27 protein-coding genes are annotated in these 22525 nt (G+C 48.9%); 10 read left to right on the forward strand and 17 right to left on the reverse strand.

Annotated features, from left to right (window positions below; translation table 11 throughout):
• From rpsL to fkpA, 6 genes are all read right to left on the reverse strand, one after another.
• Positions 1 to 365: 30S ribosomal protein S12 (rpsL, locus tag ACMHKJ_RS15235; RefSeq protein ID WP_413495200.1), on the reverse strand; the 365-nt coding region annotated here is incomplete at its 3' end.
• 132 nt (positions 366 to 497) lie between these two features.
• On the reverse strand, positions 498 to 788 hold the full coding sequence (tusB, locus tag ACMHKJ_RS15240; RefSeq protein ID WP_413495202.1) for a sulfurtransferase complex subunit TusB: 291 nt from the start codon (positions 786 to 788) through the stop codon (positions 498 to 500).
• A gap of 19 nt (positions 789 to 807) precedes the next feature.
• A complete protein-coding gene (tusC, locus tag ACMHKJ_RS15245) occupies positions 808 to 1167 on the reverse strand; it encodes a sulfurtransferase complex subunit TusC (protein ID WP_413495204.1) in 360 nt (119 codons plus the stop codon).
• Between the two features lie 9 nt (positions 1168 to 1176).
• On the reverse strand, positions 1177 to 1572 hold the full coding sequence (gene tusD / locus ACMHKJ_RS15250; RefSeq protein ID WP_413495206.1) for a sulfurtransferase complex subunit TusD: 396 nt from the start codon (positions 1570 to 1572) through the stop codon (positions 1177 to 1179).
• 14 nt (positions 1573 to 1586) lie between these two features.
• On the reverse strand, positions 1587 to 2288 hold the full coding sequence (locus tag ACMHKJ_RS15255) for a helix-turn-helix transcriptional regulator (protein ID WP_067368893.1): 702 nt from the start codon (positions 2286 to 2288) through the stop codon (positions 1587 to 1589).
• 340 nt (positions 2289 to 2628) lie between these two features.
• Positions 2629 to 3387, reverse strand: coding sequence for an FKBP-type peptidyl-prolyl cis-trans isomerase (gene fkpA / locus ACMHKJ_RS15260; RefSeq protein ID WP_413495208.1), 759 nt, complete (start codon positions 3385 to 3387; stop codon positions 2629 to 2631).
• A gap of 246 nt (positions 3388 to 3633) precedes the next feature.
• Between fkpA and ACMHKJ_RS15265 the strand changes: the two genes are divergently transcribed.
• The gene (locus tag ACMHKJ_RS15265) at positions 3634 to 3852 is read left to right on the forward strand and encodes a SlyX family protein (RefSeq protein ID WP_067368889.1); all 219 of its coding nucleotides are present in this window, start codon (positions 3634 to 3636) and stop codon (positions 3850 to 3852) included.
• A 66-nt stretch (positions 3853 to 3918) separates the two neighbouring features.
• Here the strand turns inward: ACMHKJ_RS15265 and slyD are convergent, their stop codons facing one another.
• The 4 genes from slyD to kefG all read right to left on the reverse strand — a co-directional run bounded on the left by slyD (position 3919) and on the right by kefG (position 7324).
• Positions 3919 to 4599: a peptidylprolyl isomerase gene (gene slyD, locus ACMHKJ_RS15270; protein ID WP_413495210.1), complete on the reverse strand. Its 681-nt coding sequence runs from the start codon at positions 4597 to 4599 to the stop codon at positions 3919 to 3921.
• A 121-nt stretch (positions 4600 to 4720) separates the two neighbouring features.
• Complete coding sequence (locus ACMHKJ_RS15275) at positions 4721 to 4930, reverse strand: YheV family putative zinc ribbon protein (RefSeq protein WP_413495360.1); 210 nt, start codon at positions 4928 to 4930, stop codon at positions 4721 to 4723.
• Positions 4927 to 6765, reverse strand: a complete 1839-nt coding sequence (gene kefB, locus ACMHKJ_RS15280) for a glutathione-regulated potassium-efflux system protein KefB (RefSeq protein ID WP_413495362.1) — start codon at positions 6763 to 6765, stop codon at positions 4927 to 4929. Before kefB ends, ACMHKJ_RS15275 begins: the two co-directional genes overlap by 4 nt.
• A complete protein-coding gene (kefG, locus tag ACMHKJ_RS15285) occupies positions 6758 to 7324 on the reverse strand; it encodes a glutathione-regulated potassium-efflux system ancillary protein KefG (protein WP_413495211.1) in 567 nt (188 codons plus the stop codon). The genes kefB and kefG overlap by 8 nt, the downstream gene beginning before the upstream one ends.
• Before the next feature lie 149 nt (positions 7325 to 7473).
• On the opposite strand from kefG, the gene ACMHKJ_RS15290 reads away from it, so the two are divergent.
• Entirely contained in the window at positions 7474 to 9405 is a 1932-nt protein-coding gene (locus ACMHKJ_RS15290) for an ABC transporter ATP-binding protein (protein WP_413495213.1), read from the forward strand.
• A 38-nt stretch (positions 9406 to 9443) separates the two neighbouring features.
• Here ACMHKJ_RS15290 and ACMHKJ_RS15295 read toward each other — a convergent pair whose 3' ends face one another.
• The gene (locus ACMHKJ_RS15295; protein ID WP_413495215.1) at positions 9444 to 10304 is read right to left on the reverse strand and encodes an SIS domain-containing protein; all 861 of its coding nucleotides are present in this window, start codon (positions 10302 to 10304) and stop codon (positions 9444 to 9446) included.
• 267 nt (positions 10305 to 10571) lie between these two features.
• Between ACMHKJ_RS15295 and murQ the strand changes: the two genes are divergently transcribed.
• Together murQ and murP are read left to right on the forward strand one after the other, a co-directional pair.
• Complete coding sequence (gene murQ / locus ACMHKJ_RS15300) at positions 10572 to 11483, forward strand: N-acetylmuramic acid 6-phosphate etherase (protein ID WP_413495217.1); 912 nt, start codon at positions 10572 to 10574, stop codon at positions 11481 to 11483.
• Between the two features lie 15 nt (positions 11484 to 11498).
• Positions 11499 to 12956, forward strand: coding sequence for a PTS N-acetylmuramic acid transporter subunit IIBC (gene murP, locus ACMHKJ_RS15305; protein ID WP_413495219.1), 1458 nt, complete (start codon positions 11499 to 11501; stop codon positions 12954 to 12956).
• Positions 12957 to 13060: 104 nt separating this feature from the next.
• Here murP and ACMHKJ_RS15310 read toward each other — a convergent pair whose 3' ends face one another.
• A complete protein-coding gene (locus tag ACMHKJ_RS15310) occupies positions 13061 to 13663 on the reverse strand; it encodes a LysE family translocator (protein ID WP_413495221.1) in 603 nt (200 codons plus the stop codon).
• 95 nt (positions 13664 to 13758) lie between these two features.
• Between ACMHKJ_RS15310 and ACMHKJ_RS15315 the strand changes: the two genes are divergently transcribed.
• The 3 genes from ACMHKJ_RS15315 to ACMHKJ_RS15325 are packed head-to-tail and all read left to right on the forward strand — an operon-like array spanning position 13759 to position 15857.
• Positions 13759 to 14745, forward strand: coding sequence for a hydrolase (locus ACMHKJ_RS15315; protein ID WP_413495223.1), 987 nt, complete (start codon positions 13759 to 13761; stop codon positions 14743 to 14745).
• A complete protein-coding gene (locus ACMHKJ_RS15320) occupies positions 14742 to 14960 on the forward strand; it encodes a YheU family protein (RefSeq protein ID WP_067368856.1) in 219 nt (72 codons plus the stop codon). Before ACMHKJ_RS15315 ends, ACMHKJ_RS15320 begins: the two co-directional genes overlap by 4 nt.
• A gap of 21 nt (positions 14961 to 14981) precedes the next feature.
• The gene (locus ACMHKJ_RS15325; RefSeq protein ID WP_413495225.1) at positions 14982 to 15857 is read left to right on the forward strand and encodes a phosphoribulokinase; all 876 of its coding nucleotides are present in this window, start codon (positions 14982 to 14984) and stop codon (positions 15855 to 15857) included.
• 62 nt (positions 15858 to 15919) lie between these two features.
• On the opposite strand, the gene ACMHKJ_RS15330 is transcribed toward ACMHKJ_RS15325, so the two are convergent.
• Positions 15920 to 16327, reverse strand: coding sequence for an OsmC family protein (locus tag ACMHKJ_RS15330; RefSeq protein ID WP_413495227.1), 408 nt, complete (start codon positions 16325 to 16327; stop codon positions 15920 to 15922).
• A gap of 302 nt (positions 16328 to 16629) precedes the next feature.
• Between ACMHKJ_RS15330 and crp the strand changes: the two genes are divergently transcribed.
• The gene (crp, locus tag ACMHKJ_RS15335; protein ID WP_067368848.1) at positions 16630 to 17262 is read left to right on the forward strand and encodes a cAMP-activated global transcriptional regulator CRP; all 633 of its coding nucleotides are present in this window, start codon (positions 16630 to 16632) and stop codon (positions 17260 to 17262) included.
• 57 nt (positions 17263 to 17319) lie between these two features.
• Here the strand turns inward: crp and ACMHKJ_RS15340 are convergent, their stop codons facing one another.
• The 3 genes from ACMHKJ_RS15340 to ppiA all read right to left on the reverse strand — a co-directional run bounded on the left by ACMHKJ_RS15340 (position 17320) and on the right by ppiA (position 20059).
• Complete coding sequence (locus ACMHKJ_RS15340) at positions 17320 to 18540, reverse strand: aspartate aminotransferase family protein (protein WP_413495229.1); 1221 nt, start codon at positions 18538 to 18540, stop codon at positions 17320 to 17322.
• Positions 18541 to 18653: 113 nt separating this feature from the next.
• A complete protein-coding gene (locus ACMHKJ_RS15345) occupies positions 18654 to 19229 on the reverse strand; it encodes an aminodeoxychorismate synthase component II (protein ID WP_067405598.1) in 576 nt (191 codons plus the stop codon).
• Positions 19230 to 19492: 263 nt separating this feature from the next.
• On the reverse strand, positions 19493 to 20059 hold the full coding sequence (ppiA, locus tag ACMHKJ_RS15350) for a peptidylprolyl isomerase A (RefSeq protein ID WP_067368838.1): 567 nt from the start codon (positions 20057 to 20059) through the stop codon (positions 19493 to 19495).
• A gap of 554 nt (positions 20060 to 20613) precedes the next feature.
• Between ppiA and yihA the strand changes: the two genes are divergently transcribed.
• Positions 20614 to 21255, forward strand: a complete 642-nt coding sequence (yihA, locus tag ACMHKJ_RS15355) for a ribosome biogenesis GTP-binding protein YihA/YsxC (protein WP_413495231.1) — start codon at positions 20614 to 20616, stop codon at positions 21253 to 21255.
• 186 nt (positions 21256 to 21441) lie between these two features.
• Here the strand turns inward: yihA and spfP are convergent, their stop codons facing one another.
• Complete coding sequence (spfP, locus tag ACMHKJ_RS19405; RefSeq protein WP_438361642.1) at positions 21442 to 21489, reverse strand: small protein SpfP; 48 nt, start codon at positions 21487 to 21489, stop codon at positions 21442 to 21444.
• Between the two features lie 426 nt (positions 21490 to 21915).
• On the opposite strand from spfP, the gene def reads away from it, so the two are divergent.
• A complete protein-coding gene (def, locus tag ACMHKJ_RS15360; protein WP_413495233.1) occupies positions 21916 to 22434 on the forward strand; it encodes a peptide deformylase in 519 nt (172 codons plus the stop codon).
• The last annotated feature ends 91 nt before the right edge of the window (positions 22435 to 22525 follow it).

Below are 22525 nucleotides of genomic sequence, written 5' to 3' on the forward strand. Positions count from 1 at the left end.
GGCTTCTTCACACCGTACTTGGAACGAGACTGTTTGCGGTCTTTAACACCTGAACAGTCCAGTGCGCCACGAACTGTGTGGTAGCGAACACCTGGTAAGTCTTTAACACGACCACCACGGATCAGGATCACGCTGTGCTCCTGCAGGTTATGGCCTTCACCACCGATGTATGAAGAAACTTCAAAACCGTTGGTTAAACGAACACGGCAGACTTTACGCAGTGCTGAGTTAGGTTTTTTAGGTGTGGTGGTATATACACGGGTACATACGCCACGTTTTTGCGGGCAGGCTTCCAGTGCCGGAACGTTGCTTTTCACAACTTTCGAGCTACGTGGTTTGCGAACCAGCTGATTAATCGTTGCCATTATAAAAAAAGCTCCTGGTTTTTTGCTTCGTAAACACGGATTTGTACCTCGTATCTGTCAGAGACAAAACACGAGGACGCGAAATTTTATTGCTGACGCAACAGGGTGTCAAGAAATATACAATGATATTTGCTATTCCCACGCAAAATGCTGCGAGTGTGTGACAGTAAGTTCAATAAAACCATTATAGTCTATGATTTTTACTTTGCCGGAGAGGAACGGTAGTAAACCGCGTGCTTGCGCATCCTCCCGCAGCACACAGGGAATATGACCCGACTGAATAAGCGCCAGCAACAACGGGTTTTCGTTCGTTGCTGCTATTACGCCATCTTCGGTAAACAGGATGTCATCCTCAGGGGATAACAAATTCAGTAATGATTGAATATCAGTACGAAATGGCGATTGACTGACAGTATATAGCATCTTGCTCACCGTAAGTAGATCAAAATGACAGAACGATATCGAATGTCGCCAGTTTACGGGCAAACTCTGCTGAATCCAGACAGATTACCGGAAGAATATACGGCGTTTCCGGTGATAATCCGCGAGCGGCCATATCCTCAGCACACACATAATACTCATCAATATCATAGAGCGGCAGCACTTTGAATGTCGCAATATAGTCACGGGCCAGGATCTGATCAGGCTGTTGACCGGGTAATAATTGCCAGACACCATCAGAGACAAAAAAAGCGGCAACCTGCTCAGTATAATTACTGGTTGCCAGCAATGCATCCAGCCCTTCCCTGCCGCCACTGCTGCCGTGAGGTGCATTTTTGAAAACAAACGCAATACGTTTCACCGGCTCTCCTTAAAACTGGATCACGCGATCACAGGTTATCATCGCTTCCGCCAGTGTACCCAGGCCGCTGAGTGTAAATCCACCGGCAATGTTAGCACCGGCCAGTGCCTGAGTCTGTGCCTGTGCTTCATCCGTCACACCACGTCGCAGCGCTGCCGCCACACAGACGGACAGCGTAAACTGCCCTTCAGCGGCAAGCTGCTGCCACCGGCGCACCATGTCAGTTTCATCATTCGCCGGTGAGGTCAGTCCGTTAGCATTACTGACCCCTTCGCGATAAAAAAACACGCACTGAATACGGTGTCCCGCTGCCAGAAGATGCTGCGCAAACAATAATGCGCTGCCGGCACGCTGAGTGCCGTAAGCCGGACCGGTAACCAGCAGACAGTAAGATAGCGGAGTCATGTTGTCTGCACGCCTTACTCGCCGTTTTTAAACTGACGGATGTACAGATAAACGGTGTGCTTGGAAATATTCAGACGCAACGCAACAAGGTTGATAGCATCTTTAATATCGAATATTCCTTTTTCATACAGGTTCAGTACAACCTGTTTGTTCTTTGCGTTATTCGCCACATTGCGGTCAGCATTGACCTCTTCGATGGTCTGTTCCAGCGTCTGGGCAACCAGGTCTTCAACAGAAGAAGCAAAGTTCACATTGGATGTCTCTTCTGCCAGTTCTTTTGGCATAAACGTCTGCACAATTTGTGAAAACGGAACATCCAGGTTCATATTGATACACAGTAACCCAATGATACGTCGTGATTTATTGCGGATAGCAATAGTCAGCGATTTCATCAGCGCACCGGTTTTTGCCCGCGTGAAATACGCTTTTGACGTACTGCAATCTTCATCGGTAATATCATGAAGCATGCGCAAAGCAAGGTCCGTTATCGGAGAACCGACTTTACGTCCGGTATGATGACCATTTGCGATTTTCACCGCTGAGCGCTTCAGGTCTTCCAGAGAGTGGAGAACGATTTCACAGTGCTCACCGATGAGTAGCGCGAGGCCATCAACAGCCGCTTCATAGGATTTCAGGATTTCATAGTCCGTTTCAGTAAACGGATGATTTACAATGTAATCCGAATCATTGTCATTAAATAATACTGGGTTAGACATTTAATACACCACTCTTTGTAACGTGTGAACGTCGTTGGTTTTACTCATCTGTAATCTTTCACCGCAGGAGGAGGATTACCCTGTCAACATGTTATAAATTATATACCCGAATTTGTCCGGGTGCAGGAAGGCGGCAAATGACGGGTTTCCCGTACTGCACAGATACCCGCTATAGTGTTATAGCGAAAAACAGACAGTTTTGCGCCTGAGGTGATCAAATTCTGGTAAAAAATATAAAAAAAACTAAAGGTCTTGCAAATATTTCATGAATAAGGATATATCAAAAATAAAAACCCGCACAACAATGTGCGGGTATCTTACAAAATGACTATCAGAATACTTATTTTGATGCAGGTTTGATATCCAGTAATTCAACATCAAAAATCAGTGTGGCGTTCGCAGGGATACCCGGAACACCATCAGCACCGTAAGCTAACTCCGGCGGGATGACTAATTGCGCTTTACCGCCTTTCTTCATCTGCTTCAATCCTTCAGTCCAGCCTTTAATCACGCTGTCCAGGCGGATAGTCAGCGGGTCTTTGCGATCATAAGAGCTGTCAAACTGTGTACCGTCAATTAACGTCCCTTTGTAATGGACAACAACGGTATCGGTCTCTTTCGGTGATGCCCCGTTACCGTCTTTTTCTGTTTTATACAGCAGACCGGTTTTGGTTTTCACTACGTCTTTTTCTTTGGCGAATGCTGCACGGTATTTGTCACCGGCCGCTTTATTTTCAGATCCTTCACGCGCCATTTTTTCCTGAGCAGCACCTTTCACCTGCTCTTCAAAGCCATGCAGCGTTTGATTGATCTCGTCATCACTCAGTTTGCTTTTATTATTAACGGCATCCTGAACACCCGCCAGCATCTGGTCACGATCGAGATCCAGACCAATGGCTTTCTGTTCATTCAGTGCATTTTCCATATAGCGGCCCAGGGACGCACCCAGTGCATAAGCATTCTGCTGACCTGCTGTTTTAAATGCGCTGTTAAGTTTTACGTCTTCTTTTTTTGGCGCGGTGTCCGCATAAGCCTGCGACATGCCTAATGTCATCGCCAGCGAAGTCGCGACAACAGTCGCTTTAAACAATGATTTCATTCTTTTCTCCAATCAATTTTGCAACAGTTGCAAGAGGTACTGCTTAGCGAAGCACGCCAGAGAGTAGTTGCAGCCGCCACCGGGCGACATCATAATGTCACAGTTTTGTGATGCTGAGACAACCTTAGCAAAAAGAGGTTTCATAGTAACCCCCCAATAAAAGATATCCTCTCACACTAAGCGTATTTCACAGGGATATTACATATTTTTACACAGTCAGCCCCGTCTCAGACAGGAGAAACCCCCATGGATTTTCACGAATTAGAACAGCGCCTTGAACAGCTTGAGAGTAAAATGGCATTTCAGGATCTTACTATTGATGAGCTGAACCAGGTTGTCACGCAACAACAGATGGATATCACCCGGCTGAATGAAACGCTCCGCCTGCTGACTGAACGCCTGAAAGCAACACCCGGCTCAAATGTCGCACCACAGTCAGAAGAAGTTCCGCCACCGCACTACTGAGTAAATTACAGTCGAAAAAAAAGCGCATCAGAGTGCGCTTTTTTTATCCGGTTCAGTCGCGGGTTATCAGTGACAACCACAACCGCCGTTACCGTGACCTTTACCCTGACCACCGCCACAGCAACCGCCTTCTTCGCCATGTTCATGATCGTGGTCATGATGACCGCCGCCGCAGCAACCGCCTTCTTCACCATGTTCATGATCGTGGTCGTGATGACCGCCGCCGCAGCAACCGCCCTCTTCACCGTGACCGTGACCACCGCAGCAACCGCCTTCTTCACCTTCGCCGTGAACATGTCCGTGCTCCAGCTCTTCCGCTGTTGCTTCACGCACACCCATCACTTCGACGTGGAATTTCAGGTTCTGACCTGCCAGCATATGGTTTCCGTCGACAATAACTTCGTCGCCTTCAACACCGGTGATTTCAACCGGTACAGGACCCATATCGGTATCAGCCAGGAAACGCATGCCGACTTCCAGCTCTTCAACGCCCATAAAGACATCTTTCGGAACGCGCTGAACCAGGTTTTCGTCATACTGACCGTAAGCGTCATTTGCGCCTACATCAACATCAAAAACATCACCGGCAATACGGCCTTCCAGTGCACTTTCCAGCCCGCTGATCAGCGAGCCGCGACCGTGCAGATAGTCTAACGGAGCACTTGCCGGAGACTCATCAACTAATACGCCGTCTTCTGTTCTTACCTGGTAAGCTAAGCTCACCACCAGGTCTGTTGCTACTTTCATGGTATCTCCTACATCTGCGGGGATAAATTTTAATTAACGCGCCGATTGTAGCGGAATTTCCGGGCACTGTATCTGTTTTGGGACAAATTCCCCCAAATTCCGTGAGAAAAATGGCTGTTTATTATTCCTGCGGAGTGAAAATACCAATTACCTGTTCATCTTTGCGCACATGAGGGTCAACACGGGCATCAGTCTGCCGCTGCATGTGCCCGCACTGCACACACTGCACCACATCCACACTGTCCTCACGCCACATCGCCAGGGTATCCGGTGACTGACACTCAGGGCATACTGCCCCCGCAATAAACCGTTTACGATTTTTCACACTCAGCTCCTGTCATCAATCCGTGTTTTACCCGGAGAATCGTCAATACTGTTCCAGCCGTCCGGCTGACCTTGCTCCCGCTTCATTTCATTGCTGAACAAATTTTCCAGCTCCCGGCGGGCTTCTTTCACACGGGAAATCTGTGCGATTTCTTCCTCTGCCGGCGGGATAAGCTCACGCAGCAGCTGCATATCCAGGCGGCGGAATAACTGCTGCGCCCGGTAAGCTTCTGCCGGATGCACACCCAGCCCCGTCAGGGCTTTGCGTGCCAGCTCCAGTGCCGAGGAAAATGTTTCACGGCTGAACTGCGTAACACCATGCTGCAACAGCTCATGCGCCTCTACCCGTCCCCTGGCACGCGCAATAATTTGCAGATGCGGGAAATGCTCCTGACACAATTGCACAATCGTCATCGTGTCTTCCGGTTTATCACAGGTAAGTACAATGATTTTTGCGGTTTCTGCGCCGGCAGAGCGCAATAGTGCCAGTTCAGTGGCATCACCGTAATACACTTTATAGCCATAGCGGCGCATAGAACTGACCGCGCTGACATCTTTTTCCAGCACGGTCGGGTGGATTTTATTTGCCATCAGCAGGCGGCCGACAACCTGCCCCATCCGCCCGAATCCGACCAGAATCACATGCGGATGATTATCCTCCACAAACGGCGTTTCGTCTGTGCCCGCGCCCGCATTGTAACGACGTGCCAGAATCAGATCGATTCCCTGCATCAGCAGCGGCGTGGTCATCATGGAGAGAGTGACCACCACCAGCAGCAGAGCCATCTGGTGATCTGTAATCACGCGGCTCGCCAGTGCGGCGGAAAAGAGTACAAAGGCGAATTCCCCGCCCTGGCTCAGCACCCCGGCAAACTGTAATCGCCCGCTCCGGCGGCAACTGAGGCGCGCCAGCACATACAGCACCAGCATTTTGGCACTCACCAGCACAATCACACCCAGCAAAATTTGCGGGAGATACTGCCACAACACGCCGATATTCAGCGACATGCCGACAGAGATAAAAAACATCCCCAGCAGCAGACCTTTAAACGGCTCAATGGTGATTTCCAGCTCATGCCGGTATTCCGTATCCGCCAGCATCACCCCCGCGATGAATGTGCCGAGCGCCATGGAAAACCCGAGCTGCTCCATAAACACCGCCGACCCGATAACCACCAGCAGTGACGCGGCGGTAAACACTTCACTGACACCCGATTTCACCACCAGCCGGAACAACGGACGCAGCAGATACCGCCCGCCGACCAACAACCCGGCGAAAGCCAGGATTTTTATACCGATGCGATACCAGTCACTGCCCGCCGCTTCCCCGCCCAAAAGCGGAATAACCGCCAGAATCGGGATCACCGCCATATCCTGAAATAACAAGACAGAGAAACCCAGCTGACCACTTTCATTGTTGGTCATGCCTTTTTCATCCATCAGCTGTAATGCCATCGCAGTGGAGGACATCGCCATTCCCAGACCGCCGACGACTGCCGCCTGCCAGGAAAAATCGGTCAGATACAACAGAACACCCAGGATCAGCGCGGAAAAAACAACCTGCGCCGTCCCGGTGCCGAAAATAGAGCGCCGCAGTTTCCACAACTCACGCGGATTCAGTTCCAGCCCGATAAGAAACATCAGGAAAACCACACCCAGTTCTGAGAAGTGCAGCAGTTCATTGACGTTTTTAATAAAGCCCAATCCCCACGGGCCGATAGCGATCCCCGCCAGCAAATACCCCAGGACAGCGCCGATGCGCAGCCGTTGTGCCACCGGCACCATAATGACCGCCGCCGCCAGAAAAATAATCCCTGCATGCAGTAAGTTACCGTCATCCATTGTCATCCGTGCGCCCTCCTGTCAGTTGCGGGGTGCGAAGCCAGTCACACCATGCCTGAGTCTGTTCATGTAATACCGACTTTTCCTGACGACGCGCCTCATAAATTACCACCGGCGCCAGCCAGTGCATTTCACACATGGATGCGGTCAGTTCAAAGGGGCGCAGTAAATCACTCAGCGGAAAACGATTATAGCCGCCGGGCTGATAGGCATCTGACGGCTCGCCGGTGGTGATAACCTGCCGCCAATATTTACCTGATAATTGTTTTCCGCCCTGCTCACCGGAAAAATCACGGGTGAGCACCCGGTCAAACCACTCTTTCAGTAATGCGGGGCAACTGTAAGTATACAGCGGGTGCTGAAATACGATGATATCGTGCTGACTGAGCAATGCCTGCTCATGGCGGATATCAATAAAAAAATCCGGATAGGCTCCATAAAGGTCATGAACAGTAACATGTTCCAGCTCAGACGCGCCGCTTATCAGCGCCTTGTTTGCGATGGAGTGATGCGGCTCCGGATGGGCATAAAGCAGTAATATAGTCGGATTATTTGTCATCACTTCCTCTTAAACACGTGAGAATTGCTGTGATTTTCGCTACTATGCCTGCTGCAACGATACCTCCACGCCTGCTGCCGGGTGATTTGCTGCCGACAACGCACGAATTACATTAATTTTACTCTCAATTGCGTACCCTATCGATATTTATGATTGTTTTCTCTTCACTTCAAGTCCGCCGCGGAGTCCGGGTTTTACTCGATAACGCAACGGCTACCATCAATCCCGGACACAAAGTCGGATTAGTGGGAAAAAATGGTTGCGGCAAATCCACCCTGCTGGCACTGCTGAAAGGCGAATTGCAGGCAGAAGCCGGCAGTGTCACCTTTCCCGGTAACTGGTCACTGGCCTGGGTTAACCAGGAAACACCGGCTCTGGATGTCCCGGCGATTGATTATGTGATTGACGGGGATCGTGAATTCCGCGCACTGGAAGCAAAACTGCATCAGGCGAATGAACACAATGATGGTCATGAGATTGCCCTGATCCACGGTCAGCTTGATACGCTGGACGCCTGGACCATCCGCGCACGCGCAGCCACGCTGCTCAGCGGCCTCGGCTTTTCACAGGAACAGCTCGAAACGCCTGTCCGTTCATTTTCGGGTGGCTGGCGGATGCGTCTGAACCTGGCGCAGGCACTGATCTGCCGCTCTGATCTGCTGCTGCTGGATGAACCCACCAACCACCTGGATCTCGATGCCGTGATCTGGCTGGAAAAATGGCTGAAGAGTTATCCCGGCACCTTGATTCTTATCTCTCATGACCGTGATTTCCTTGACCCGATAATTGATAAAGTCCTGCATATTGAGCAGGATACGATGTTTGAATATACCGGAAACTACTCCTCATTTGAATTGCAGCGCGCTGAAAAAATGTCCCAGCAGCAGGCACAATATGAGAGCCAGCAACTGCGCCGCGCACATCTGCAACATTATGTGGATCGTTTCCGCGCACAGGCAACAAAAGCCAAGCAGGCACAAAGCCGGATCAAAATGCTGGAGCGGATGGAAAAAATCGCGCCCGCACTGGTGGATAACCCGTTTCATTTCAGCTTCCGCCCGCCGGAAACCCTGCCAAATCCATTGCTGAAGATGGAAAAAGTCACCGCGGGATATGGTGATAAAATTATCCTCGATGCCATTAAACTCAACCTGGTACCCGGCTCACGTATTGGTCTGCTCGGGCGCAACGGCGCAGGTAAGTCCACTCTGATAAAAATGCTGGCAGGGGAATTAAAACCACTGCACGGCGAAATCGGGCTGGCGAAAGGCATTAAGCTCGGCTACTTCGCACAACATCAGCTGGAATTCTTACGTGCAGATGAATCCCCGCTGCAACACATGGTGCGCCTCGCGCCGGAAAAAACAGAACAGCAACTGCGGGATTACCTCGGCGGCTTCGGATACAAAGGCGACCAGGTGACTGATGTTACCGCCCGTTTCTCCGGCGGTGAAAAAGCGCGCCTGGTACTGGCAATGATTGTCTGGCAGCGCCCGAACCTGTTGCTGCTCGATGAACCGACCAACCACCTGGATCTGGATATGCGCCAGGCACTGACAGAAGCGCTGATCGAATTTGAAGGTGCGATCGTGGTGGTTTCCCATGATCGTCATTTACTGCGCTCAACAACAGATGATCTCTATCTGGTGCATGATGGTCAGGTCGAACAGTTTGACGGCGATCTGGACGATTACCAGCGCTGGCTGTCCGGCAGCCAAAAGCAGCAGCGCCAGTCAACAGAAACTGCAATCGGTGATAATGACGAAGAGAAAACCACTGTCACCGCGCAGGATCGTAAAGAACAAAAACGCCGCGAAGCAGAATTTCGTCAGCAGACTCAGCCACTACGCAAGCAATCAGAGAAACTGGAAAAAACCATGAGCCGGTTATCTGATGCCATTGCCGCGGTTGAAGAAAAACTCAGCGACAGCGGGTTGTATGACCAAGCGCGCAAGGCTGAGCTGACAACCTGTCTTCAGGAACAGGCGCAGCTCAAAGCAGAACTCGAAGAAACCGAAATGGCCTGGATGGAGATACAGGAAAACCTCGAAGCCATGACGCAATCATTAGAAAACCCATAAGTTATCTCAGGCGGTACAATCATGTACCGCCTTTTTTATCAGCCATCCAGGCTGTTAATCATGGTCCGCGCATTGTTCACCAACTGCCGCGCCTGCTCTTCCCGCCGCTGTAACAGCGCCATAAACAGTAAATCTGTCACTGTATTCTGCGCCGTCCGTGATGAAATGGATGAGCTGCGCCATTCATTTTCTTCAGCAACAGTTTCCAGTACATAATCGGCCATTTTTGCCAGCGGTGACAAACGGTTACCGGTGATGGCGATCAGCGTTGCATTCTGCTTTTTTGCCGTCGCTGCTGTCACCAGCATGTCTCTGCGCTTTCCGCTGAAAGAGAGCACCACCAGTACATCCTTTTCAGTCAGCGTCTGGGAAAAGGCAATCTGCACATGGTGATCGGCTTCCGCCAGCGTCATCAGCCCGATTTTCTGGAGTTTATACGCCAAATCTTTCGCCGTCAGCCCTGAGCCGCCGATCCCGGCAACCTGAATACAGCGGGCGCTGTCCAGACAGGCAACAATATGGGCAACCTGTTCAAAATCAAGACGCCGCGTGGTTTCCGCAATTGAATTTTGTTTTTCCTGAGCCAGTTTTTGCGAAATAACCAACAGCGAATCATGTGTTTCGATCCGGTTATGCAGTGCATTTTGCTGATTTACCGCCAAAACCCGGTTGCGGCCAATCTCTTCACTGATCGCCATTTTTAGTGCCGGAAATCCCTTAAAACCCATTTTCTGGCTGAATTTCACAATAGCGGACTGACTGACACCCACACGCTCCGCCAGTGCCTGAGAGGAGAGCGTTACCGTCATTTCCGGCTGCGCCAGAATGAAATCAGCAATATATTGCTGATTTGTCGCCAGTTCGGATCTTGCCCAGCTAATTTTTGTCAGGATCGCCATCTGTTTTTGCTTTCTCCGTCAGGAAAACCGCCATGAAAGAATAAATTATTTATATAAGCCTGGTTAAATTATCCCTCTGGAATAATTTGTTATAAAAAAGATAAATACAATTAAATTCAATATAATAATTAAACAAACAAGTTAAATGTCATAGAAATATTCCTCACATACCATCACAGGAGAATAGATTAGCCTGTGATAACCCTCACATAAAAAGAATATTTAATTCCTTAGCATGCAGATTATATCTGGTTCAAAGGATTACGTATGAAGATTGACTTAACCACACTTGTTACCGAAAGCCGCAACCCCGCCAGTGCAGAAATCGACAGCCTGCCGACCCTTGACATGTTGCGGGTCATCAACCACGAAGACCAATCCGTGGCACTTGCCGTGGAAAAAACACTGCCGCAGGTCGCGCTGCTGGTGGATGCAGTTGCTGATGCTTTCCAACACGGCGGACGCCTTATCTATATGGGTGCGGGAACCTCCGGGCGGCTTGGTATTCTTGACGCCAGCGAGTGCCCGCCGACGTTCGGCACCCCGGCAGAGCTTGTCGTCGGTCTGATTGCAGGCGGACACAAAGCTATCCTGAAAGCCGTTGAAAATGCGGAAGATAACCGGGAACTTGCTGTCAGTGACTTAAAAGCGCTGAATTTCAGTAAGAAAGATATTTTAACCGGGATAGCCGCCAGCGGGCGGACACCCTATGTGCTGGGCGGAATGGAATACGCACGTTCTCTCGGCGCAACCGTGGCGGCAATCAGCTGCAACCCGGACAGTGAAATGAGCCGCCTGGCAGATATCGCGATAACCCCGGTTGTCGGCGCGGAAGTCGTGACCGGCTCATCACGGATGAAAGCGGGAACCGCTCAGAAACTGGTGCTCAATATGATCACCACAGGGGCGATGATCCGCTCCGGCAAAGTGTACGGCAACCTGATGGTGGATGTTGAAGCGACTAATGCCAAACTGGTTGAACGGCAAAAACGTATTGTGATGGCAGCAACGGAATGCGACAGAGAGACTGCGGAGCAGGCGTTATCTGCCTGTAACGGACACTGCAAAACCGCCATTGTTATGATACTGGCGCACCTGAGTGCCGGTGATGCCACCGCCCTGCTGGCACAGAATCAGGGATTTATCCGTGATGCTCTCGCCGGTACGGCACACGCTTAACACAAGGTAATAACCATGGCAAAAATCACGCAATCAACAATTATACAGATCCTGACCGCCATCGGCGGTCCGGGTAATGTGGCACACAGCGGTAACTGCATGACCCGTCTGCGTCTGACACTGAACAACTCACAGCTCGCTGACAAGATAGCTATCAAGAAAATTGAGGGTGTACTGGGTGTTATTGAAAGTGATGAGCAGTTCCAGATAGTCCTCGGGCCGGGCAAAGCACAAACCGCAGCAGAGCTGATGCAGCATCAGTTGGATGAATACACCCCCGGTAACCATTCAGAAAACGGTAATGAAAACCGTAGTCTGAAAGAGATCGCAGCAGAACAAAAACAACATCTGAAAGAGAAGCAAACTAACCCGGTACAGCGCTTTCTGGCAAAATTTGCCACTATTTTTACACCGCTGATCCCGGGATTTATTGGTGTTGGTCTGTTACTGGGGCTGGCAACGCTCGGTGAGCAACTCTGGATAACCGGCAACGATGCGCCGAGCCAGACACTGGCGGAAGTGCTCGCCTATATGAAACTCTTCAGTAAAGGGATGTTTACCTTCCTGAGTATTCTGATTGGTTACAACGCGCAAAAAGCCTTTGGCGGCTCCGGCGTGAACGGGGCAATCATCGCGGCACTGTTTGTATTCGGTTATGATCCGCAGGTAACCAAGGGATTCTATTCCGGCATGGAAACCTTCTTCGGTCATGCTATCGATCCGCGCGGAAATATTATCGGCGTACTGATCGCCGCGATCCTCGGCGCATGGGTGGAGCGGAATGTCCGGAAAGTCATCCCCGCCACTCTTGATATTATTCTGACATCAGCAATCACGCTACTGATTATGGGGGCAGTAACCTTTGTCGTCATCATGCCGGTCGGCGTTTATCTGTTTGACGGCATGTCATGGCTGTTCACGCATCTCAACGGAAACCCGTTCGGAACCGCGGTGTTAGCGGGTCTGTTTCTGATAGCGGTGATGTTCGGCGTGCATCAGGGCTTTATCCCTGTGTATTTCGCCCTGGTCGATGCGCAGGGATTCAACTCACTGTTCCCGATCCTCGCTATGGCGGGAGCCGGTCAGGTGGGTGCGGCACTCGCTCTCTATATGAAAGCTAAAAAAGATTCACTGCTGCGCACACAAATCAAAGGTGCGATTATTCCGGGCTTTCTCGGCATTGGTGAACCGCTGATTTACGGCGTGACATTACCGCGCCTGAAACCGTTTGTGACTGCGTGTCTCGGCGGCGCTGCGGGTGGTTTCTTTATCGGGCTGGTTGCCTGGATGGGATTACCGGTCGGGTTAAATACGGTATTCGGACCATCCGGTCTGGTTGCTATTCCGCTGATGACATCAAACAGCGGGATCTTTGCCGGAATGGGTGTATATGTTGCCGGTCTGCTGGTCGCGTATCTGGCGGGTTTCCTGCTGACATTGCTGTTCGGCAGCAAAAATGTGGATTTACGTTAGTTACCCCGCAGCGTATACAAAAACAGACCGCAGTGCGGTCTGTTTTTCGTTCAGCTTTTGTTTTTGTTCCGCAGGCTATACTATGTCCGCGATTCCGGTACCCATTATTCCAGCCAAATCAGCGGGACACATGCAGCCGTCAGTAATCCCATAACAATATTGAACGTAAACCAGGCATTACGGCTGCGCAGAAAAAGCCCGATAAATGCCCCAAAACTTATCCAGAGCAGCCCGGCGACCAGATTCACGGTGATCATTACAATGCTCATCACCCCGACGGACATCATATATGCATCACCGCTCAGGCTGTAACTACCAACAGCACCCAATCCCATCAGCCAGGCTTTGGGATTAATAAACTGCAACAGGGCGCCCTGATACCAGGTGATGGCTTTACTGACCTGCGGTTTATCAAGGTGCTCATACGGCGCGGTAGCCAGTTTTTTTGCCAGCCACAGAAGGTAAAGACTGCCGGCAATTTTCATAGCAGTATGCAATTTCGGATAAATCAGTAAAATAGCCGCGACACCGAAAGCTGAAAGGTATAATACTGTCTGCATTCCAAGCATAATACCCGCCATCAGGATCAGTGTCCGACGGATCCCGAACTGCGCACCGGAGGCAGTCAGTAACATATTATTAGGACCGGGCGTAACTGCTGCGATAAACATGAATACCGAAAGCGAAAGTAAAAGATGAGTAGTCATTTGCAGCCTTGCGCAAAAGTGGACATTTTCTTTCCACAAAATTATCAGTATGTTATTAATTAAACAAGAGACGTTTTTTCATTACGAATTCAACTATGTCTAGTCATTTTGAACCGATTTCCTGGGCGACAAATCCGCACCTGCAAACACTGCTGCCCCGGATTTTCCGCCGGAAACCGATGATAAAACCATTCTGGCAGCGCCTGACGCTGCCGGACGATGATTTTATTGATCTCGCGTGGAGCGAAGATCCGGACACAGCACGCCATAAACCCCGGCTGGTGATTTTTCACGGGCTGGAAGGCAGTTTTCGCAGCCCGTACGCTCACGGGATGCTGGCAGCGGCTGCCCGTCAGGGCTGGCTGGGCGTTGTTATGCATTTTCGCGGGTGCAGCGGTGAACCAAACCGCTCCAGACGTATTTACCACTCCGGTGAAACTGAAGATGCCCGTTACATGCTGAACTGGTTACAGGACACCTACGGCAAAGTCCCGACCGGTGCTGTCGGCTATTCCCTCGGCGGTAATATGCTGGCGTGTTATCTGGCTGAAGAGGGCGAACAGGCGGCAATCGATGCCGGAATTATTGTTTCTGCCCCCCTGATGCTGGAGCCCTGCTCATTTAAGCTGGAGAGAGGATTTTCCCGTTTCTATCAGTGGTATCTGCTGAAAGGGCTGAAACGCAACGCCACCCGAAAATTGGTGCGTTACCCTAACTCGTTACCGACAAATTTACTGCACATCCGCGCCATTAAACGGATCAGGGAATTTGACGATATGATCACATCGCCAATCCACGGCTTCCGTGATGCATCAGATTACTACCGTCAGTGCAGCGCATTGCCGAAACTGCCCGACGTCCGTAAGCCGATGCTGATCATTCATGCAAAAGATGATCCGTTTATGGCACAGGAAGTGGTGCCGGATCTCTCTTTGCTGCCGCCGTGTGTGGAGTATCAGATGACTGAGCACGGCGGACATGTCGGGTTTGTTACCGGCAGCTGGCGTCATCCCCGCTTATGGCTCGAAGAACGCATACCTGAGTGGCTGGCACCTCATCTGGCGGCTAAGGATACAAAATGATTATTCCCTGGCAGGAGATTGATGCACAAACATTGCAAAATATCCTGGAAAGTATTGTATTGCGCGAAGGCACCGATTACGGTGAATATGAGAAGTCACTCAGTGATAAAGTGACTGATCTGTGCAACCAACTGAAAAACGGCGAGATTGTGATTGTCTGGTCGGAATTACACGAAACACTCAATATCATGCCGTCGGCGGAATTCCGCGGCTGATACGCCCGGAGGAACTGACCCATGTCCCGGATTCACCCGATTATTGCGGTTACCGGCTCCAGCGGAGCCGGTACAACAACCACCAGTCAGGCTTTCAGGAAGATATTTCAGCAACTTTCCGCGACACCGGCAACCCTGGAAGGCGACAGCTTTCACCGCTACACCCGCCCGGAAATGGACGCGGCTATCCGTAAAGCGCGGGAACAGGGCCGTCATATCAGCTACTTCGGTCCGGAAGCGAATGATTTCGGGCTATTGGAAACCGCATTCCGCCAGTACGGTGAAAACGGGAGCGGAGAACGCAGAAAGTACTTACACACATACGATGAAGCCGTGCCTTATAACCAGTTGCCCGGTACGTTTACCCCGCGTGAACCGCTGCCGGAAAATACCGATGTTCTGTTTTACGAGGGTTTGCACGGCGGAGTGGTCACGCCGGATCATAAAATTGCCGGTCATGTGGATTTACTGGTCGGCGTGGTGCCGATTGTTAATCTGGAATGGATCCAAAAGCTTATCCGCGATACATCAGACCGGGGACACTCACGGGAAGCAGTGATGGACTCTGTAGTGCGCTCAATGGATGATTACATTCACTATATTACGCCACAGTTTTCCCGTACCCATATTAATTTCCAGCGGGTGCCGACCGTAGACACGTCAAATCCGTTCTCTGCCAAAGCCATCCCGACACAGGATGAAAGCTTTACTGTGATCCGTTTCCGCGGTCTGAAAAAAATTGATTTTCCCTATTTATTGTCAATGTTACAAGGCTCATTCATTTCTGCCTCAAATACCATTGTTGTGCCCGGCGGAAAATTGGGACTGGCGATGGAATTAATTATGGCGCCACTTGTAGAACAATTATTACAAGGTAAACAAATAAATAAGCTATAAAAAAACCGGGTAATTATCATTGCCCGGTTTATTCTCAAAAATAAAAATAATAATTCAAAAAATCATTCAATATTCTTCACTTCGAAACTATGTGTAATGTTAACGCTCTCACCTAACATTAATGAAACAGAACAGTATTTTTCAGCGGATAACGCCACAGCACGCTCAACTGTACTCTCTTTCAAATCACGGCCGGTGACAATAAAATGCAGATTAATATGCGTAAATAAACGCGGTGCAACCTCACGGCGCTCTGCGGTAAGTTTTACATCACAATCAATGACTTGATGACGACCTTTTTGCAAAATGGAAACAACATCGATCGCGCTGCATCCGCCGGTTGCCATCAGTACCATCTCCATCGGATTCGGGGCTTTTTCACCGGCATTACCATCCATTGTAATCTGGTGTCCTGAGGCGGATTCCCCTAAGAAAGTCATGTTTTCAACCCACTTTACACGCGCTTCCATTTTTATATCCTCATCATCATTATAATTGGAGATAGCCTACCCTTTCATTCACAGGCTGGCAATCTCCCTCATAGTTTATTATGCTGAACCGAGACAGTAGAAGACAGGACGCCTTTCCTATGCTAAAAACACGGCAAGGATTTATCTATGGCTAAGATCAATATCTTTTAATGTAGATTATTATACTATTTTAATAAACTAACTTGCCGGAAATTCAGCAAGTTAATATGATAAGCTAAGACTTTATATAATTGCAGAGTGTAAACAACAATTTGCAATAACAACAACAGAGGATAACGCGAATGGTTCTCGGCAAGCCACAAACAGACCCCACGCTTGAATGGTTTTTGTCTCACTGCCATATCCACAAATATCCATCAAAAAGCACCCTTATCCACCAGGGTGAGAAAGCAGAAACACTCTACTATATTGTAAAAGGTTCTGTTGCGGTGCTTATCAAAGATGAAGAAGGCAAAGAGATGATTTTATCCTACCTTAACCAGGGGGATTTCATCGGGGAACTCGGATTATTTGAGGAAGGACAGGAACGTACCGCGTGGGTACGGGCAAAAAGTCCCTGCGAAGTTGCAGAAATTTCATATAAAAAGTTCCGCCAGCTTATCCAGGTTAACCCGGATATCCTTATGCGCCTCTCCGCGCAGATGGCAAGCCGCCTGCAAACGACATCAGAAAAGGTCGGAAACCTTGCATTCCTTGATGTGACAGGTCGTATTGCTCAGACGTTACTGAACCTGGCTAAACAGCCGGATGCCATGACGCACCCGGATGGTATGCAGATCAAAATTACCCGTCAGGAAATTGGTCAGATTGTGGGATGTTCCCGCGAAACAGTCGGCCGTATTCTGAAAATGCTGGAAGATCAAAACCTGATCTCTGCACACGGTAAAACAATTGTGGTATACGGCACCCGTTAATCCGGATTGCCCATATCACCAAAACAGGCGCATTTTGCGCCTGTTTTATTTTCTGATTTACTGCATTTTCTGAAAATCAGCCAAGGTTTTCCCCAGGCGTATCATCCCTTCTTCTACATCCGCTTTTTCAATAATAAGTGACGGCGTGAAGCGCAGTACATTTGTGCCGGCATTAAGCAGCATCAGACCATTTTTTGCCGCCAGTCCCAGCAGGATTTTAGATTGGTCCCGGTAAATACCCGTCAGTTCTGCACCGATCAGCAAACCTTTTCCACGGATCTCACCAAATGCCTGATATGTTTTATTCAGTGATTGCAGTGCATCGGTAAACCATTGATGGCGCTCATTTACCCCGGAAAGTAATGCAGGGTCGTTGATCAAATCAAATGCAGCATTGCCGACAGCACAGGCCAGCGGATTACCGCCGTATGTTGTGCCGTGTGTTCCGGGACCCATCACCTGTGCAATCGTTTCTTTCGTCAGCATCGCACTGATCGGAAAGCCGCCGCCCAGCGCCTTGGCAGTGGTCAGGATATCCGGCTCAATACCGTAATCCATATACGCAAACAGTTTCCCGCAGCGCCCCATGCCGCTCTGCACTTCATCAAATACTAACAGTGCCTTGTGCTTATCACACAGTTCCCGCAGCCCCTGCATAAACGCCTGAGTTGCAGGTGTTATTCCGCCCTCGCCCTGAATCGGCTCCAGCACAACAGCACAGGTGTGGTCATCCATCACCGCTTTGACGGCATCAAGGTCATTAAATGGTACATGAATAATATCCGCCGGTTTAGGTCCGAAACCATCGGCATATTTAGGCTGTCCGCCGACAGATACCGTAAAGAGTGTCCGCCCGTGAAAGCCGTGATGAAAGGCAATTATTTTTGTTTTATAGGGATGATGGCAGGTCAGTGCATAATGACGCGCCAGTTTGAATGCGGCTTCGTTAGCTTCCGCACCGGAGTTGGCGAAAAAAACCCGATCCGCAAAAGTATGCTTTATCAGCTTCTGTGCCAGGGTTAGTGCGGGTTCATTTGTGAAAATATTACTAACGTGCCAGAGAGATTCGCTCTGATTTTTCAGTGCCGCAACCAGCGCCGGATGGCAATGCCCCAGCGCCAGCACAGCGATACCGCCGGCAAAATCCACATACTCAGTACCATTCTGATCCCACACCCGGCTGCCCTTTCCTTTCACAGGAATGAACTCTGCCGGTGCATAAATTGGCAGCATGACATCGTCATAGGTGCTGCGCGTTACAGGGTTCTGTTTTGTCATCTTTCCATACCTGATCCATCCACAAGTGAAAACATAATCACTAAATATGAATAAAAAATCAAATACAAATAAATAAAAAAAACAGAACCGGGGACAAAGTAAGAGCTAACGGATTAATATTTAAGAAAATTATTCAACAGTTCATGACCCTGTTCACTGAGAATACTTTCCGGGTGAAATTGCACACCTTCGATCGGCAGCGTTTTATGCCTGATGCCCATAATTTCATCCACATTACCATCATGCAGACTCCACGCGGTGACCTCAAAAGAAGCGGGCAGTGTTTCAGGCGCGATAACCAGGGAATGGTAGCGGGTAACCGTCAACGGACGATTCAGCCCTTTAAATACACCCTGTTGATTGTGATGGATAGCGGTAGTTTTGCCATGCATCACCTTACGTGCTTTAACAACCTGCGCACCAAATGCCTGGCCAATCGCCTGGTGGCCCAGACACACGCCGAGGATCGGAATATCCCCTGCAAAATGGCTGACGGCATCCAGTGAAATACCGGCGTCCGATGGCGTACACGGACCGGGCGAAATCACAAGATGAGTGGGCGATAGCTGTTCAATGTCACGGAGGCTGACGGCATCATTTCGTTTAACCTGTACATCTGCACCTAACTCACAGAAGTATTGATACAGGTTATAAGTAAATGAGTCATAATTATCGATAATTAATAGCATGATTATCTATATCCGACTGATATTCTTGTCTTTATTATTTTAAACTGCGGTACCGGGTACCGGTTGACAATACCCTGTGATCATCACGATCACACCGTGGTTTCAAGAAGTCGGCTATCATACCACAGCCGGACAGAGAAAATAGCCCGAATGCGGCACGCAGCCGCAGAGGCAGATCTCATCATATTCAGACTATCAGGAAGCCTGTTCATTCCAAGGGGAATATAAGGAAATATTCCCCTTAGTCTGCGATAAAATAAGGCTTATTTTATGATAGTTGCAGAGATAATTTTGATTGGTACAGAAGGGACATTCTGATAGGGACCGATGTCATCTGTTTTCACTTTTGACATTTTATCAACGACATCCATACCGTTCACAACCTTACCAAATACGGCATAACCAAAATCGCGCTGTCCGTGATCCAGGAATGCATTATCCGCCACATTGATAAAGAACTGGCTGGTTGCGCTGTTTACATCGGCAGTACGTGCCATCGAGAGCGTTCCGCGCACATTGCGTAAACCATTATCCGCTTCATTTTTAACAGGGGGACGGGTTGGTTTCTGGGTCAGATCAGCGGTAAAACCACCGCCCTGCACCATAAAGCCCGGGATAACACGATGGAATGTTGTATCGTCATAAAATTTGTCGGTAACATATTGTTTGAAATTCTTTACTGTCTCTGGCGCTTTTTCATCATCCAGTGCAATTTCAAAATTACCCGCTGAGGTAACAAATTGAATATGAGTCTGCTCCGCAGCAAAAGCGAGCGAAGACGCACTGAGAGTACAAGCCGCCACAAGTGAAACTAAAACACGTTTTAACATTCCAAATTCCTTTCAACGAAATATGCTGACACTGTTCTTATCGATTTTAATGGGCAATGACAGGAAGTGCCACCGATTTACCTTAATTTACCTTCACAATAGATATTACTGATTATGGCATGGATTTTTCACGTATTTCCACTAATGATATTCTGTCGGTTGTCATTAATTTATCAAAATACGACGAAATAATTCCCTGTTTTCAGCCATGAGTACCGTCATCGGATACAGTATCACTATTTCATTGATTTTATTTACTATTATTAATAACGGCTCGTTACTACTTACTTATGTCAAATAGAAAATATCCGGTATATACATCGCCTGAAAATACGTAATTATGCTTTATTATTTAAGCGATTCGGCATATTAGCCTGACCAGAGGAAAAGCGGCATCATTGTGCTTATTTATATCCGGGTCTGTTGCGTGTTGCATTTTTACTGTTTCTTTTTCATTTCTGATAATAAACCCGCCGGGTAATCTGTGTACCGCAGTTCTTAAACGGCAGGCATTAGGCTATAATCGTCACGCTTTCGATCTGAGGAGACGGATTTTGACTATTAAAACGCACAACTATCATATGACCCACTTTGTCATCAGCGCACCGGACATCCGCCATTTACCGGAAGATACGGGGATCGAAGTGGCGTTTGCCGGACGCTCCAATGCCGGAAAATCAAGCGCACTGAACGCACTTACACAGCAAAAAAGTCTCGCGCGGACAAGTAAAACGCCCGGACGTACTCAGTTGATCAACCTGTTTGAAGTCAGCGAAGGCTGCCGGGTTGTCGACCTGCCGGGTTATGGCTATGCCGAAGTCCCGGAAGCAATGAAACGTAAATGGCAGGCCGCACTGGGTGAATACCTTCAGAAACGCGACTGTCTGCGCGGTCTGGTGGTTCTGATGGATATCCGTCATCCCCTGAAAGATCTGGATATGCAGATGATCGAATGGGCGGTGGCAATGGAGGTTCCGGTTCTGGCACTGCTGACCAAAGCCGATAAACTGGCAAACGGCGCACGTAAAAAACAGTTAATGGCAGTCAGAGATGCACTGGCGGAGCTGAACGAGACAGGAGATATTCAGGTCGAATATTTTTCAGCCCCGAAAAAAATTGGTATCGATAAGTTAAGTCAGAAACTGGATTTTTGGTTCAGCGGGCAGACAGACAACGATATACAAACAGAAAGCTGATCCCCCGGATAACAACTCTGCGGACAGATGGCTACCTGATATGCCATCTGTTTTCTTTCGTCATAACAGCCGCCTCAGATAGTCACTCCGGATATCTTTATTTCCGGTGACACATTCCGTCCCGTACTTTTCTTTATACAAAAAAAATGCTCCGGTCAGAGAATATCTGACCGGAGCAGCTAATATTCAGCTAAATCCGATTACGTGAAGTAAAAGGTCTGAAAGATAGAACATCTTACCTCTGTACCCTACGCGAATAACTTTACCGTAAATCATCCGGCAAAAAAACCTTTTTTGTAGTTTATTTTCAGTTTACTCACGATTCAGCTAGTCATCATCCTGACATACGCCCCTGTAATGTTATTTAATTACATATTAATGCGATCTGGATCTATAGTTACATTCCGCTATGCCGCACAAAATAGCAACAAAACAGCACAAATGGTGCCGTTTTCTCAGGGCATTGTTATGATAGTCTGAGCATATCCGGGGAATAACCCTCCCCATTAAATTTATTTATACCCTTATTCATTCAAACTGCAGGTTCGTTGGCTTCGCTACGCTCGCCAGGTCACATAGTTTATCTATGCTCCCCGGCAATCAGAGCTTGCCGCCTTCCTGCATCTTGAATGACCTTGGGTATATATTAGTGAGTTAGCAATGGCATTACTGACACTACGGCATTTTCCCGACCCTTGTCTGCGGGAAACGTCCAAACCGGTCACTGTTTTTGGTGATGAACTGAAAGCATTTGTCGCGGATCTGACAGAGACAATGTATGCCGAGCGCGGTATTGGTCTTGCCGCGCCCCAGGTCGGCGTTTGTCAGCGCGTGATTATTGTGGATGTTTCAGAGAACCGTGATCAGCCAATGGCGCTGATCAATCCGGAATTTATCCGGTGTGACGGCGAAATGATGATGATGGACGGTTGTCTGTCATTACCGGAAAGTTACACCGAAACACAGCGCTACTCAGCAGTAACAGTGCGTTACCAGGACATCTGCGGTGATACGCACACTTTAGAAGCAGAAGGATTACAGGCGGGCTGCCTGCAACATGAGACAGATCACCTCAACGGCATGTTGTTTATTGATCACCTCTCTCCAATGAAACGCCAGCGCATTGAAAAGAAAGTAAAAAAAATCCTGAAAATGAGAGCAGAAGATACTAACGACTGATACCTCAGTTACTCTTCACAAATAAAAACCGGCGCTGAAATCAGCGCCGGTTTTTTTATCATTCCACAGTACCTTTACGCTATAGATTTCA

The organism is Morganella psychrotolerans, from assembly GCF_965118875.1.
Classification (GTDB): domain Bacteria; phylum Pseudomonadota; class Gammaproteobacteria; order Enterobacterales; family Enterobacteriaceae; genus Morganella; species Morganella psychrotolerans_C.